Origin of the sequence: Jiella pacifica (assembly GCF_010500815.1) — a bacterium.
Classification (GTDB): domain Bacteria; phylum Pseudomonadota; class Alphaproteobacteria; order Rhizobiales; family Rhizobiaceae; genus Jiella; species Jiella pacifica.
In genome coordinates this window covers 271,706-285,565 of record NZ_JAAAMG010000004.1, presented here as the reverse complement: position 1 = coordinate 285,565, position 13,860 = coordinate 271,706, and the positions used below count along the sequence as shown (strand labels likewise).

Genomic DNA, 13,860 nt, shown 5'->3' with positions numbered 1-13,860 from the left:
AGGCCGATCTCGACGCCTGGCTCGTCCACTACAACACCGAACGCCCGCACCTCGGCTACCGCAACATGGGCCGTAGGCCAGTCGAAACCGTCATGTCATTCGTCAGTCAAGAAGCTTAAGTGGACAGCTCAACTCCTTGGAATGGCTTTCTCTCCCGCAAGGGGAGAGAGGAGCGCTGCGACTTTCAACGCCTGTTTGAATGTCGGAGATAGCAGGGATACGAAGCATTCAATCCAGCGGTTGGTAGCGAAGTCTACCAGCTGAGATCCGACAGGCGCGTGCACCATCGATACGAAGCTGGAGACCAGCCTGGGTTGGAGAGCGGTCGTTCGCAAGGCCGCAATTCGCTGACAGCTATACGGAGAAACCGGCCCTTGGATGAAGGTGCATCAACATCCGGTTTGGGGAACTGTTCAACAAACGGTGGTTTTTGGAAGGCCGTGAATGGCTGCTTCGGTTCCCAAGCTGACGGTCGGAAATTAGTCTTTGCATTAACTACTTGACCGCCTACTCACATTCGCGAAAATCTCGATAGATTTTTTATTACCTCGAACTGAGCCGGAGTCTCCGCCTTGTCTGCGAATACAGAACATCCAAGCTTCCCACAGCCCACAGAACCGACTTCAGTTTGGAGATACATGGACCTGTCGCGTTATCTAGACGTTGCAACACGTGGACGCTTATTTTTCAGTCGCCAAGACAAATTCAGGGACACCTATGAGGGCGCAATTCCGTCCAAAAGCCGACAAGCGCTGGCAATGCAATCAAAGCAGAATGAAGAGGAAAATAAGAAATCTGCCGTGTCGTCTGATGTCAAAAATCACCCATTTTCCCTAGAAGTTCAAATGATGAGCTTTCTAGAACGTGTCCGCCGTCAAACATTCATCAGTTGCTGGCACATGAACATCGGTGAGTCAGCCGCTATGTGGGACCTTTATGGTCGGGATGGGTCCGCTATCGCTCTCCGGACATCATATATTAAGCTTCGGGACGCTTTTCCTTCCCATGTTTATTTATGGATGGTCAAATATATCGACTTTGAAAAAGAATTCTTCGCTTTGGACAACTCGATGAACCCCGCGATGCATAAGCGAAGATCATTTGAGCATGAAAAGGAAGTTCGTGCCGTCATACCGTATCTAGGTGAAATCTCGGAAAATTATGCCCTGGAACAAGAATTAACTGAATTCGGCCTTACCATTCCGTTTGACGTGAACGCTTCAGTTGATGAAATCCACCTCAGCCCGGATGCGAAGCCTTGGTTTGTGAGACTGCTCCAAGAAACAAACGCAAAGCTTGGGATCACCACACCTCTGACAAAGTCATCTCTTTATGACGCAGCAATATTTTAGCCGATATTTTAATGTCGACAGTTCAAGTAAAGCAGCCGTTGAATGTTGAGCCCTAATGGCAGCTTCGTCCGCACAACCGCCATTCAGCTATGTTCCAAAAACACTCGTTTTTGGAACACGCGCAACCTACCTCATTGGAAGCGACCAAAAATCCCGTTCCAAACCCAAGACCTTGTTGAAGGTTTTTGACCGTCTCCTTGCAGCCGACATTCGCTGCGAAGAAGCAGAAATCTCGCAACATGGGCTCGAAGCGGACAATCGCTGCGATCGTGTCAGACGGCAATAATGGGCTAAAACCTTCTGCTCGGGTTGGCGGCCTTTGCCCCATAGCGCTTCAATCCTCCCTCGACGGCGTGCAACGTCCCCGCTTGACGCCGCCCCCCGCTCTGCTACCCTTCGCCTCATCCACGGGGAGTTCTGCATGGAACTGAGAGGCCGCTAGCGCGCGGCGACCCGTCGAACCTGATCCAGTTCATACTGGCGTAGGGATGGAAGAAGGCCGTGAAAGGCCGCCGACGGGTTTCGATCTCTCCGAGGCGGCGCATTCGAAGACGGGATGTCGGGAGACTGGCAGACGAAACGGCCGCCGAGGCCGACGTTTTCGAAGCATCCGATCAGCGGCGCCTTTTCGATCACCGATCGACAGAAACTGGATCTCCAACGCTCGTCGAAGGAGTTCCATCGTGAATGTCATTTCCAAGATCACCACCCCGACCGTGACCACCGGCCCGCTGCCGGCCTCGCGGAAGGTCTATCTCTCCGGCACGGCGCATCCCGCCATCCGCGTGCCGCTGCGGGAAATCGCCGTCCATCCGACGGCGGGCGAGCCGCCGGTCACCGTCTATGACTGCTCCGGCCCCTATACGGACGCCAACGCTACGATCGACATCGCCAAAGGCCTGCCGCGCCATCGCACCGGCTGGGCGCTCGCCAGCGGCGACGTCGAGGAATATGACGGCCGCAGCGTCCGGCCCGAGGACAACGGCAACCTGCCGGCCGAAAAGCTCACCCCCGCCTTCCCGGTCGTGAACCGGCCGCTGCGCGCCAGGGCCGGCAAGGCCGTCACCCAGCTCGCCTATGCGCGGGCGGGCATCGTCACGCCGGAGATGGAATTCGTGGCGATCCGCGAGAATCTCGGCCGCGAGGCGCTGAAGACCGCCCTCGAACGGGACGGCGAGCCCTTCGAGGCGGAAATCCCGGACTTCATCACCGCCGAATGGGTGCGCGAGGAAGTCGCCTCCGGCCGGGCGATCATCCCCGCCAACATCAACCATCCCGAGCTCGAGCCGATGGCGATCGGCCGCAACTTCCTCACCAAGATCAACGCCAACATCGGCAATTCGGCCGTCACCTCCTCTATGGCCGAGGAGGTGGAGAAGATGGTCTGGGCGATCCGCTGGGGCGCCGATACGGTGATGGATCTCTCCACCGGCCGCAACATCCACAACATCCGCGACTGGATCATCCGCAACGCCCCCGTGCCCATCGGCACCGTGCCGATCTATCAGGCGCTGGAAAAGGTCGACGGCATCGCCGAGAACCTCACCTGGGAGGTCTACCGGGACACGCTGATCGAACAGGCCGAACAGGGCGTCGACTATTTCACCATCCATGCCGGCGTCCGGCTCCGGCACATTCCGCTGACTGTCGACCGGGTCACCGGCATCGTCTCGCGCGGCGGCTCGATCATGGCCAAGTGGTGCCTGCATCACCACCGGGAGAGCTTTCTCTACGAGCATTTCGACGAGATCTGCGACATCTGCCGCATCTACGACGTCTCCTTCTCGCTGGGCGATGGCCTGCGCCCCGGCTCCATCGCCGACGCCAACGACCGGGCGCAGTTCGCCGAGTTGGAAACCCTCGGCGAACTGACGAAGATCGCAAGGGCCAAGGACTGCCAGGTGATGATCGAGGGCCCCGGCCACGTGCCGATGCACAAGATCAAGGTCAACGTGACGAAGCAGCAGCAGCTGTGCGGCGACGCGCCGTTCTATACGCTCGGCCCCCTCGTCACCGACATTGCGCCGGGCTACGACCAGATCACCTCGGGCATCGGCGCGGCGATGATCGGCTGGTTCGGCACGGCGATGCTCTGCTACGTCACGCCGAAGGAGCATCTGGGGCTGCCGGATCGCGACGACGTCAAGGTCGGCGTTATCACCTACAAGATCGCAGCCCACGCCGCCGATCTCGCCAAGGGCCATCCGGCGGCGCAGCTGCGCGATGATGCTCTCTCCCGTGCCCGTTTCGAGTTCCGCTGGGAGGACCAGTTCAACCTCTCCCTCGATCCGGAAACGGCGCAGCTCTATCACGACGAGACCCTGCCCAAGGAGGCGCACAAGACGGCGCATTTCTGCTCGATGTGCGGGCCGAAATTCTGCTCCATGAAGATCTCCCACGACATCCGGGCGGAAGCCCAGAAGGAGGGCATGGCAGCGATGGCGGAGAAATACCGCGCCGGCGGCGACCTCTACATGACGCCGGAGGAGATCGCGGCAAAGGCCGAACCGGCGGAGTAGGTGGGATGCGCCGATCTGGAAGCCCTTCACCCGTGACAGATTTTCCATCTGGAGTCGGAGAAGAGGCGCGAGCCAAACCGCCGTGCCAGGCCCCCGTGCTTCGACAGGCTCAGCATGAGGGCCTGCAAGCACACGCGCCACGTCCAACCGATTTGGCGCGAGCGGCCGCTCGGCCGAAGCCGCAAGGCGAAACGAAGCCGCACCACCCCAACGGTCCTCATCCTGAGCCTGTCGAAGGGCGAGGACCCGGCACCACGAAGAAGCGCGCCTTTAGCGAGACGGCGACCGCCAATGCGTGCAAAGGTGCGGGCAACCCTCCCGGCATCACCGTCATTGGGGCCGGCGTCGCCGGCCTTTGCACGGCCGTCACACTGGCGGAAAGAGGGGCAGCGGTGACGCTGCACGAGCGCTCGGAAAGCCTCGGAGGCGCCGCCGCGTCATGGCTCGCCGGTGGCATGCTCCCGCCGTTCTGCGAAGCGGAAAGCGCCGATGCCTCGATCGTCGCGCCGGGCCTTGCGGCGATCGACTGGTGGGAAAGCCGCGTGCCCGGGGTCATGCGCAACGGGACACTGGTCGTGGCATCGAGCCGCGACGCCGGCGAGATCGCGCGATTTGGCCGGCGGACGAGCGGTGCCCAGCCGCTCGACGCAGAGGGCATCGAGGCTCTGGAACCGGACCTCGCAGGACGCTTCCGGCAGGGGCTGCATTTTGCCGCCGAAGCCCATCTCGATCCGCGCCGGGCGCTCACGGCGCTCGCCGAGCGATTCGAGAGGCTCGGCGGCACGATCCGCTTCGGCTCCGACGTTACACCGGAAGCGGTTGGCGGCGACGTCGTCATCGACTGCCGGGGCATCGCCGCGAACGCTCCGAGCCTTCGCAGTGTCCGCGGCGAAATGCTCATCCTGCGCAGCGATGAAATCCGCCTGTCCCGGCCCGTCCGCCTCCTCCATCCGCGCATGCCCGTCTATGTCGTGCCGCGCGCGGGCGGGCTGTTCATGGTCGGCGCGACGATGATCGAGAGCGAGGCTTCCGGCGGCCCGACGCTGCGCGCGGCCGTGGAACTGATGAACGCCGCCTATGCCCTGCACCCGGCCTTCGCCGAGGCCGAGGTGATCGACATGAAGGCCGGGCGCCGGCCGGCCTTTCCCGACAACCTGCCGAGAGTGACGCGAGGCGGCCGGATCGTCTCGGTCAACGGCCTTTTTCGCCACGGCTTCCTGCTGGCGCCCGATTGTGCGGAAAAGGCGGCCGAGCGCGTTTTCGGCCCGCGAACCCGAGAGGAGATCGCCGCATGAGAATCATCCTGAACGGCGAGCCCGCCGAGGTGAACGCCGCGACACTGGCTGCGGCGCTCGAAGAACTCGGCTATGGCGAAGGCCCTTTCGCCACGGCCCTCAACCGCGACTTCGTGCCGGCGGGCGAGCGGCCGGAAACGAGGCTCACCGAAGGCGACGCGATCGAGATCATCGCGCCGATGCAGGGAGGCTGACATGGACATCTACGACGAGATCCTCTCGAGCCGGCTGATGCTCGGCACGGCGCGCTATCCCTCGCCGGAAATCCTGCGCCAGGCGATCATCGCCTCCGGCGCCGAGATCGTCACCGTGTCGCTGCGCCGGGAATCCGCCGGCGAACGGGCCGGGCAAAAGTTCTGGGACCTGATCCGCGAGACCGGCGTGAAGGTCCTGCCGAACACCGCCGGCTGCCATTCGGTGCGCGAGGCGGTAACGACGGCTGAGATGGCCCTCGAGGTCTTCGGCACGAAGTGGATCAAGCTCGAGGTGATCGGCGATGCCGATACGCTGCAGCCCGACCTCTTCGGCCTCGTCGAGGCGACGCGCATCCTCAGCGAGGACGGGTTCCAGGTGCTGGCCTATACGACCGAGGATCTCGTCGCCGCCGACCGGCTGGTGGAGGCCGGCTGCCGAGTGCTGATGCCATGGGGCTCCCCCATCGGCTCGGCGCGGGGGCTGAACAACGTCTATGGCCTCAGGGCGATGCGGGCGCGCTTTCCCGAGCTGACGCTCGTCGTCGATGCCGGCATCGGCGTGCCGTCCCATGCGGCGCAGGCGATGGAGCTCGGTTACGACGGCGTGCTCCTGTCGTCGGCCGTGGCGCTCGCCGGCGATCCGGTGGCGATGGCGCGGGCCTTCAAGCTCTCGGTCGAGGCGGGGCGCCTCGCCTACGAGGCCGCCCCCCTCCAGCCCCGCGACATGGCCGAGCCGTCGACGCCCGTTCTCGGCCGGGCGGTGTTCGCATGATGCGGCTCGACCCGTTCTATCTGATCGTCCCCGACGCCGACTGGGTCGAGCGGCTGGTGCCGCTGGGCGTCAAGCTCGTCCAGCTGCGGGTGAAGGATACACCCGAGGCAGCGCTCAGATCGCAGATCCGCCGCGCCCGCAACACCTGCCATCGCCATGGCTGCCAGCTGATCGTCAACGATCATTGGCAGCTGGCAATCTCCGAAGGCTGCGACTTCGTCCATCTCGGCCAGGAGGATCTCGCCGAAGCCGATGTCGGCGCCATCCGCCGGGCCGGCTTGCGGCTCGGCGTCTCGACCCATGACGAGACGGAGCTCGCAACCGCGCTCGCCGCCAAGCCGGACTATGTCGCGCTCGGCCCGATCTGGCCGACGATCCTGAAGAAGATGCCCTGGGCACAGCAGACGCCGGCCCGACTTGTCGCGTGGAAGAAGGCCGTGGGCGACCTGCCGCTGGTCGCCATCGGAGGCGTGACGGTGGAGCGGCTGCCGGAGGTGTTTGCTCAGGGGGCGGACGTCGCCGCGGTGGTCACCGACATCACGCTGAATGCCGATCCGGAGGCACGGACGCGGCAATGGATCGCGGCGACGCGGGCGTATGTCGATGACGCCGGGCTTTCGTTGCCTGATACCGGCGCGGCCTTTGGCTCGACCTCTTTGCCGTCCTCGGGAGACGGATATTCCAGATTGACCGCGACAGGTTCGACCGCAACTGAATCGCGAAGGATGAGGCACCCGACGTCGACGCAGGCGCCAAGCGATCTTCCTCCTTGTGGGGGAGATGTCACGAAGTGACAGAGGGGGGTAACTCGCCGCGCGCGACGCCGGAAACGCAGAAAGCCACGGGCGGCGGCCCCAACCACAGGAAGTGCTCCGCCGTCCTCGTCATCGGCGGCACCGATTCCTCCGGCGGCGCCGGCCTCGCGGCCGACATCCGCACCGCGGCCGCCCATGCCGTCGACGCCCGGCTCGCCGTCACCGCGGTCACCGCCCAGAGCGATGCAAGGGTCGGCGACGTCGAGACGATGCCCCCTGCCCTCGTCGCCGAGCAGGTCGCCATGGCCCTCGAAGACGGCCGCGTCTCGGCGGTCAAGATCGGCATGCTCGGCAACGAAGCGATCGTCGCGGCGGTGGTCGATGCGCTGTCCCGCTTCGGCGGCCCGATCGTCCTCGACCCCGTCATCGCGGCGAGTTCGGGCGGGCAGCTTCTGAGCGAAGCCGGCATAGCGACCATGACCGGAAGGCTGCTGCCGATCACCGCGCTCGTCACGCCGAACCTGCCGGAGTTGGACATCCTCTCCGGCCTTATCAGCGTTCCGCCCGGCGCCGACACCGACCGCAAGGCCCATGCGCTTCTTAATGCCGGCGCCGGTGCGGTGCTGGTGAAGGGCGGCCATGGCGAAGGCCGGGACGCCGTCGACATCCTTTACCGAACCGGCCGCTCGCCCATCCGGTTCGCCTCTCCCCGCATCGCCGCCACGCTGCGCGGCACGGGCTGCGCACTGGCGACGGCGATCGCCTGCCGGCTCGCCTCGGGGGACACGCTGGAAGCCGCCTGCGAAGGAGCTAAGGCCTTCGTTGCAGGCCTGTTGAAAGGACGGGCCGACCTCACGAAGAGCGGATGACGGATCGCCGCCCCTACCCCGCCATCGCCTGCTTGATCGCCGGATAGAGCGCCTTGTAGCGCTGATGCGCCGCGCGGAAGGCGTCGATCTTGTCCGCCACCGGCTCGAAGGTCCGGGCGACCGGCGGCTCCTTGATGACGCTCTTCGGATCGGCCCCCGTCGCGGCGGTGATGCCGAGCCGCGCCGCGCCGAAGGCCGCGCCGAAATCGCCGGCAGCCGGCAAGGCGATCTCGGTCTCGAGCACGGTCGCCATGAGCTGCAGCCAGTAGGCCGAGCGCGAGCCGGCACCGACGGCGATCAGCCGCTGCGGCTTCGGCTTTTCGCCGGCGGCATCCAGGCAGTCGCGCATCGAATAGGCGACGCCTTCGAGCACCGCGCGGGTCATCGCCTCGCGGCTGGTATCGCTTTCGATCCCGGTGAGAACGCCGCGGATGTCGGCGTCGTTGTGGGGGGTGCGCTCGCCCGAAAGATAGGGCAGGAATATCGGCCGGCCGGGCTCGGCAATCGTCTCGCCGAGGGCTCCGGTGAGCGCCGCCGGCTCTTCCTTCAGGAGCTTCGACAGCCAGTCCATGCAGCCGGCCGCAGACAGGGTCACCCCCATCTGGTGCCACAGCCCCGGAATGGCATGGCAAAAGGTGTGCAGCGCCGTCTCCGGAACCGGGTCGTAGCCGGCCGTCGCGGTGAACAGGACGCCGGAGGTGCCAAGCGACAGGAAGCCGGTACCGGGTGCGGCAACGCCGACGCCGCAGGCGGAAGCCGCATTGTCGCCGCCGCCGCCGGCGACGATGACGCCGGGCTTCAGGCCGAACTTCTCGGCAAGGATGGGGCGGAGCTCGCCCGAAGCCTCGGTCCCCTCGACGAGGCTCGGCATGTGCTCGCGGGTCAGCCCGGTGCGCTCCAGCATCCGCTCCGACCAGTCGCGCCTGCCGGTGTCCAGCCAGGAGGTGCCGGCCGCATCCGACATCTCGGACACCGCCTCGCCGGTCAGCCACAGCCGCAGATAGTCCTTCGGCAGGAGCACGCAGCGCGCCAGATCGAACAGCCGGGGCTCGTGCTTGCGCATCCAGGCGAGCTTCGGCGCGGTGAAGCCGGGGAAGACGATGTTCCCCGTGATCGCCCGGGCTTCCGCATCGTCGAGGCCCTTCGCCTCCTCGTGGCTGCGGGTGTCGTTCCACAGGATGCAGGGCCGCAAGGGCGTACCGTCGGCGCCGAGCACCGTCGCCCCGTGCATGTGGCCGGAAAGGCCGACGCCGGCGATCTCCGCGAATTCCTGCCCGTGCTTGGCATGCAATTCCTGCATCGCCGCCTCGCAGGCGACGATCCAGCTCTGGGGGTTCTGCTCCGACCAGCCGAAATGCGGCCGCTCGACGGTCAGCGGCACCGAGACGGAGCCGATCACCGCCTGATCCTCGTCGATCAGAAGCGCCTTGAGGGAGGAGGTGCCGAGGTCGAGCCCGAGATAGGTAGACATGTCGTGTTCGGTTCCTTTCAGAGCCGTGCATACGCCGCAGTGCCGGCGCCGGATTGCCGCAGGCGTACCGATATACCACCAGTCGTCCCGGCCGAAGAGCCCGGGGCCACGCAAAATGGCGCCGTCGCCATGACGACCGCCCTAACCCATTGGGGAAAGGTCAGTCCAGCGAACGAACCTTGCCGCGGGCCCCGGCCAAAGCCATGCAGATCGGGCCGAACCACCACCGTCAGACGTAGCGGTTGACGATGCCTTCGAGCATCTCCTGCCTGCCCGAGCGTGGCTGCGGGTTCAGCGACAGCGCTCGCTCGGCGATCTCCTCGAAGCCGGTCTCGCCGGACAGCATCGCCTTGGCATTGCCGCTTTCCCACCCGGCATAGCGCTCGGTGAGCGGCTTCGTCAGCGCCTCGTCCTTCAGCATCGCCTCGGCAGCGAGAAGGCCCCGCGCGCAGGCGTCCATCGAGGCGACGTGGGCGATCAGGAGGTCGTCCGGGTCGATCGACTGGCGGCGGATCTTGGCGTCGAAGTTCAGCCCGCCGGTGGTGAAGCCGCCATGCTTCAGCATCTCGTGCAGCACCAGCGCCATTTCTTTCACGTCCATGGCGAACTGATCGGTATCCCAGCCGAGCAGGTCGTCGCCGCGATTGATGTCGAGCGAGCCGAAGATGCCGTTGGCGAAGGCGAGCTTCACCTCGTGATCGAAGGAGTGGCCGGCGAGGATCGCGTGGTTCTGCTCGATGTTGAGCTTCACGTCGGCGGTCAGATCGTATTTCTGCAGGAAGGCGTAGACCGTCGCGACGTCGTAGTCGTACTGGTGCTTGGTCGGCTCCTTCGGCTTCGGCTCGATCAGGATCGGACCGGAAAAGCCGATCTTGTGCTTGTAGTCGACGAGCATCGACATGAACCGGCCAAGCTGGTCGTATTCCCGCTTCATGTCGGTGTTGAGCAGGGTCTCGTAGCCCTCGCGGCCGCCCCAGCAGACGTAGTTCGCCCCGCCGAGCCGGTGGGTCGCGTCGATCGCCGCCTTCACCTGGCCGACGGCATAGGCGAAGACGTCCGGATCCGGATTGGTCGCCGCGCCCGCCATGTAGCGGCGGTTGGAGAAGAGGTTCGCCGTACCCCAGAGGAGGCGTACCTTGGCGCTCTGCATCTTCTCCTCGAAAATGTCGGTGATGACCTTCAGATTGTCGTTCGACTGCTGCAGCGTCTCGCCCTCCGGCGCGACGTCGACGTCGTGGAAGGCAAAGAACGGCACGTCGAGGAGGCGGAACATCTCGAAGGCGACGTCGGCCTTCTGCTTGGCGAGTTCGAGCGCCTCGCCGCCATGCATCCACGGCCGGTTGAATGTCTCGCCGCCGAACGGGTCGCCGCCGGGCCAGGTGAAGGAATGCCAGTAGGCGACGGAGAACCGCAGATGGTCCTCCATGCGCTTGCCCATCACTTGGCGATCCTTGTCGTAGAAGGTGAAGGCCAGCGGGTCGTGGCTCTCGGCCCCGGCGAATGCGACGGGTGTGGTGCGGTTGAAAAAGCTCTGCGACGTCATCGGTCGGCCTCCCGGATCGGCTGAAGCAAGGTATACGCTGTCGCGATCTGGCCTAGGCGAGCGCTTCGTCAAAGGCAAGCGGCGGATTTTCGGTTCGGCAAACGGAGGAGAGACCAGTGGCTTTGGCATCGCGCACGACAAACCCGCAGCCCTGGAGCAGGTGCCCGCGGGTCAATCCGACGGACTAGGGACGCCGCCCCATGTTCGTCTGACGCAAGCGTGATCTTCCGTATCCGCCGCGCGCGCCGTTCCTCGCAACCTCTCCCGCTCGCCGGGATTGCACGGGGGTCGAGGTCGCGAGGTACAGGAGACGCAGGATGCCGAACGCCATTGCCCGCCGGACGTTGCTGAAGGGAGCGGCCGCCACGGGAGTTCTCGCCCTTGCGGGACGGTCGCGGGCACAGGAGGCGCCCTCCGGCGAGACGGCCGGCGCATTGCTCACCAGGCAGGTGCCCTCCTCCGGCATCGAGCTCCCGGTGGTCGGCATGGGCACGTGGATCACCTTCAACGTCGGCAACGACTCGGACGCCCTCGCCGAGCGCACGGCGGTGATGAAGGCGTTCTTCGGGGCCGGCGGGGCGGTGATCGATTCCTCGCCCATGTATGGGTCTTCCCAGGCGACGGTCGGCCACGGGCTCGAACAGCTGGGCATTCCCGACCGGCTCTTTGCCGCCGACAAGGTCTGGACCTCGGACGTCTCGGACGGGCAGGCTCAGATCGAGGCGACGCGGCAGCACTGGGGCGTCGACCGGTTCGGGCTGATGCAGGTCCACAATCTCCTCGGCTGGCCCGGCCATCTGGAAACTCTGCAGGCTTTGAAGGAAGAAGGCCTCGTCGGTCATATCGGCATCACCACCTCCCATGGCCGGCGGCATGACGATATCGAGGAGATCATGGCGAGGCAGCCGATCGACTTCGTCCAGCTGACCTACAACATCGCCGATCGCGAGCCGGAACGGCGCCTCCTGCCGCTGGCCAGCGAGCGCGGCATCGCCGTCGTCGCCAACCGGCCGTTCCAGCGCGGGGCGCTGATCGAGGCGACGCGGGGCGCTCCCCTTCCCGGCTTCGCTGCCGAGATCGGCGCCGAGACCTGGCCGAAATTCCTCCTGAAGTTCATCGTCTCCCACCCAGCGCTGACCGTCGCCATCCCGGCGACGCGAAGCGTCGACCATGTTCGCGAGAACATGGCGGCGGCACGCGGGCCGCTGCCGGACGCGGAGATGCGCCGCCAGATGGCCGACCATTTCGACAGCCTTTGATCGGAACCGCCGGCTCCGACCCTTCGTCCATGCCGGCGGCCGCAACCTTCCTCGCCCTCCACCTTTGAGACCCCGTCCATGCTTGCCGACCTGTCGACCTATTCGCTGCAGGATTTCCTGCTCTTCGACGCGACGATCTATCGGGGCCTGTTCGGCCAGATGACCGCCGCCCTGTGGCCGCTGGCGCTCGCCGGGATCGCACTCGCCCTCGTCCTCCTCGGCCTTCGCCGGCGCCTCCCGGCCCTCGCCGATCAGGGCGCCGCGATGCTGCTTGCGACCGCTTTCCTCGCGAGCGCCTGGTTCTTCTTCTTCGGGGTCTACCGGACGATCAACTTTGCAGCGGTCTATCCCGGCTGGGCCTTCGTCGCACAGGCGGGGCTTCTCCTTCTCGCAGCCGTCGTCGCGGTTTTCGCGACCGGCCCGTCTCGATGGGGAAATGCCGCTTCACCCTTGACCCGCCTGGTGGCCGCTCTCGTCGTCCTCTATGGGCTCTTCGGCCATCCGGCGGCCGAACTGGCGACGGGCCGCGAAGCGGCGAGCCTCGAATGGTTCGCTCTCGCGCCCGATCCGACCGCGCTCGTGGCGCTCGGCTTCCTGGCATCGTGGCGTTCAAGATGGCGCTACGCTCTCTCCCTCGTGCCGGTGATCTGGCTCGCCGCCAGCGCGCTCACCCTCTACGGCCTAGAGATGCAGACCGAAGCCCTGTGCCTCGCCCTCGCCATGCTGGTCGGCCTCGTCGCGCTCGTGCTGCCGCGACAGACAGCCTTCGAGTTCGCTCGATCCGAAGAGGCGCACGACGGGACGGCGACGCGCCGCGCACCGCCCCGACCCGGCGAAGCCCCCCGCATTCCCGGCCGCATCAAAGCCGCCGGGGGAGAGGCACTCCTGCCGACGACGCGCCGTCAGTAACGATACCAGATCGCCGAAACGACGCCGCGCTCCTTCGGGGCATTTTTACCCGCCACCGTCGCGAAGATGCCGGACTGGAGGGACCAGTGCTCGGCGATGTCGTAGACCACCGAGCCCTGGAGCTTGTGATGGGCGTAGTCGTCCGAACCATCAGGCCCTGCCACCCCCATCGTCGAAAAGGACTGGGCGAGGAAGAGCCATCGCTTCCAGGGGCGAAGCCCGATGGTGAGATCGAGCTTCGCCTCGTCGAAGCCCTCGCCGGCCACGCGCCAGCCATAGCCGGCCTCCGCCTCGACGAAGGCCGGCAGGCCGAAAAGCTCGAACCCGTAGCCGGCGGCGAGCCGCGGCTCGATCCTTGCGCCGCCGAGGTCGATCCCCTCGCCGCGCTCGTCGTCAACGCGGCCGGAGAGACCGGCCGAGGCGACGAAACCGTCGCTGGCATAAAACTGAAAGCGGGCGCCGGCCGTGAACTCCGAGAGGCCCGAACGAGCATGGCCCGAAATGTCGTCCGCTTCGCGCCCCGCCTCGACCTTGGCGAAGACCGTCAGCCGGTCGGTCCAGCCGTGCTGGACGAAGAGGCTGGCGCTTCCCTTCATGAAGGCCGCCCGCGCCGGCGCGGCGCCACTGGAACCGAAGGCCTCGTCGGCGGTGGAAGACAGGCCGGTCGCGATGACCTCGCCGCTTCCCTCGGCCAGCGCCCAGGCGCCAGCACCGGCATCCTGCGGGACTGCCGTCAGGGCAAGGCAGAAGAGTCCGGCCGAAAGCTGGATGCGGGACGGTCCCCGGCTCGGCATCGTCGTCGTCGCCTCCGCTCGATCGGTCAGCTTTTCTATCTTATGGTTGCATCGCTCGGTAAATCAATCGTGAGAGCAGAGAGATTGAACCAACCGCGCGCCATCTGCAGCCGTCGCTAGCCGCAAGT

Annotated in this window: 11 protein-coding genes, 2 pseudogenes and 1 riboswitch; of the genes and pseudogenes, 10 read left to right on the top strand and 3 right to left on the bottom strand. The window is 65.5% G+C overall.

Annotation, left to right across the window (positions count from 1 at the left end; genetic code table 11):
• From GTK09_RS07605 to thiD, 8 genes and pseudogenes are all read left to right on the top strand, one after another.
• Positions 1–119: pseudogene (locus tag GTK09_RS07605) on the top strand (IS481 family transposase); the annotation flags it as partial.
• Positions 120–638: 519 nt separating this feature from the next.
• Positions 639–1,352 (top strand): hypothetical protein, encoded by a 714-nt coding sequence (locus GTK09_RS07600; protein ID WP_163462391.1) that lies wholly within the window; start codon positions 639–641, stop codon positions 1,350–1,352.
• A 398-nt stretch (positions 1,353–1,750) separates the two neighbouring features.
• Positions 1,751–1,858, top strand: a riboswitch (TPP riboswitch).
• Between the two features lie 177 nt (positions 1,859–2,035).
• On the top strand, positions 2,036–3,871 hold the full coding sequence (thiC, locus tag GTK09_RS07595) for a phosphomethylpyrimidine synthase ThiC (RefSeq protein WP_312869703.1): 1,836 nt from the start codon (positions 2,036–2,038) through the stop codon (positions 3,869–3,871).
• Between the two features lie 323 nt (positions 3,872–4,194).
• The gene (locus GTK09_RS07590) at positions 4,195–5,166 is read left to right on the top strand and encodes an FAD-dependent oxidoreductase (RefSeq protein WP_312869708.1); all 972 of its coding nucleotides are present in this window, start codon (positions 4,195–4,197) and stop codon (positions 5,164–5,166) included.
• Positions 5,163–5,360, top strand: a complete 198-nt coding sequence (gene thiS, locus GTK09_RS07585; protein ID WP_163462387.1) for a sulfur carrier protein ThiS — start codon at positions 5,163–5,165, stop codon at positions 5,358–5,360. Before GTK09_RS07590 ends, thiS begins: the two co-directional genes overlap by 4 nt.
• Before the next feature lies 1 nt (position 5,361).
• Positions 5,362–6,132 carry a thiazole synthase gene (locus GTK09_RS07580; protein ID WP_163462386.1) on the top strand — a complete coding sequence of 257 codons (771 nt, stop codon included), beginning with the start codon at positions 5,362–5,364 and terminating at the stop codon, positions 6,130–6,132.
• Positions 6,132–6,722: pseudogene (locus GTK09_RS07575) on the top strand (thiamine phosphate synthase); the annotation flags it as partial. The gene GTK09_RS07580 and the pseudogene GTK09_RS07575, both read left to right, overlap by 1 nt.
• 200 nt (positions 6,723–6,922) lie before the next feature.
• On the top strand, positions 6,923–7,756 hold the full coding sequence (gene thiD / locus GTK09_RS07570) for a bifunctional hydroxymethylpyrimidine kinase/phosphomethylpyrimidine kinase (protein ID WP_163462385.1): 834 nt from the start codon (positions 6,923–6,925) through the stop codon (positions 7,754–7,756).
• 13 nt (positions 7,757–7,769) lie between these two features.
• On the opposite strand, the gene xylB is transcribed toward thiD, so the two are convergent.
• Positions 7,770–9,227: a xylulokinase gene (gene xylB, locus GTK09_RS07565; RefSeq protein WP_163462384.1), complete on the bottom strand. Its 1,458-nt coding sequence runs from the start codon at positions 9,225–9,227 to the stop codon at positions 7,770–7,772.
• A gap of 229 nt (positions 9,228–9,456) precedes the next feature.
• The gene (gene xylA / locus GTK09_RS07560; protein ID WP_163462383.1) at positions 9,457–10,770 is read right to left on the bottom strand and encodes a xylose isomerase; all 1,314 of its coding nucleotides are present in this window, start codon (positions 10,768–10,770) and stop codon (positions 9,457–9,459) included.
• A 317-nt stretch (positions 10,771–11,087) separates the two neighbouring features.
• Between xylA and GTK09_RS07555 the strand changes: the two genes are divergently transcribed.
• Positions 11,088–12,029, top strand: a complete 942-nt coding sequence (locus tag GTK09_RS07555) for an aldo/keto reductase (protein ID WP_163462382.1) — start codon at positions 11,088–11,090, stop codon at positions 12,027–12,029.
• Positions 12,030–12,107: 78 nt separating this feature from the next.
• Positions 12,108–12,938 carry a DUF6064 family protein gene (locus GTK09_RS07550; RefSeq protein WP_163462381.1) on the top strand — a complete coding sequence of 277 codons (831 nt, stop codon included), beginning with the start codon at positions 12,108–12,110 and terminating at the stop codon, positions 12,936–12,938.
• On the opposite strand, the gene GTK09_RS07545 is transcribed toward GTK09_RS07550, so the two are convergent.
• Positions 12,932–13,732 carry a hypothetical protein gene (locus GTK09_RS07545; RefSeq protein ID WP_163462380.1) on the bottom strand — a complete coding sequence of 267 codons (801 nt, stop codon included), beginning with the start codon at positions 13,730–13,732 and terminating at the stop codon, positions 12,932–12,934. The genes GTK09_RS07550 and GTK09_RS07545 overlap by 7 nt on opposite strands.
• Between the last annotated feature and the right edge of the window lie 128 nt (positions 13,733–13,860).

Excerpts from the sequence above, each read along its gene's own strand:
- GTK09_RS07600 (WP_163462391.1), top strand. The coding sequence starts at position 639 with ATGGACCTGTCGCGTTATCTAGACGTTGCAACACGTGGACGCTTATTT.
- GTK09_RS07550 (WP_163462381.1), top strand. The coding sequence starts at position 12,108 with ATGCTTGCCGACCTGTCGACCTATTCGCTGCAGGATTTCCTGCTCTTC.
- GTK09_RS07545 (WP_163462380.1), bottom strand. The coding sequence starts at position 13,732 with ATGCCGAGCCGGGGACCGTCCCGCATCCAGCTTTCGGCCGGACTCTTC.
- xylB (WP_163462384.1), bottom strand. The coding sequence starts at position 9,227 with ATGTCTACCTATCTCGGGCTCGACCTCGGCACCTCCTCCCTCAAGGCG.
- GTK09_RS07580 (WP_163462386.1), top strand. The coding sequence starts at position 5,362 with ATGGACATCTACGACGAGATCCTCTCGAGCCGGCTGATGCTCGGCACG.
- thiS (WP_163462387.1), top strand. The coding sequence starts at position 5,163 with ATGAGAATCATCCTGAACGGCGAGCCCGCCGAGGTGAACGCCGCGACA.
- GTK09_RS07555 (WP_163462382.1), top strand. The coding sequence starts at position 11,088 with ATGCCGAACGCCATTGCCCGCCGGACGTTGCTGAAGGGAGCGGCCGCC.
- xylA (WP_163462383.1), bottom strand. The coding sequence starts at position 10,770 with ATGACGTCGCAGAGCTTTTTCAACCGCACCACACCCGTCGCATTCGCC.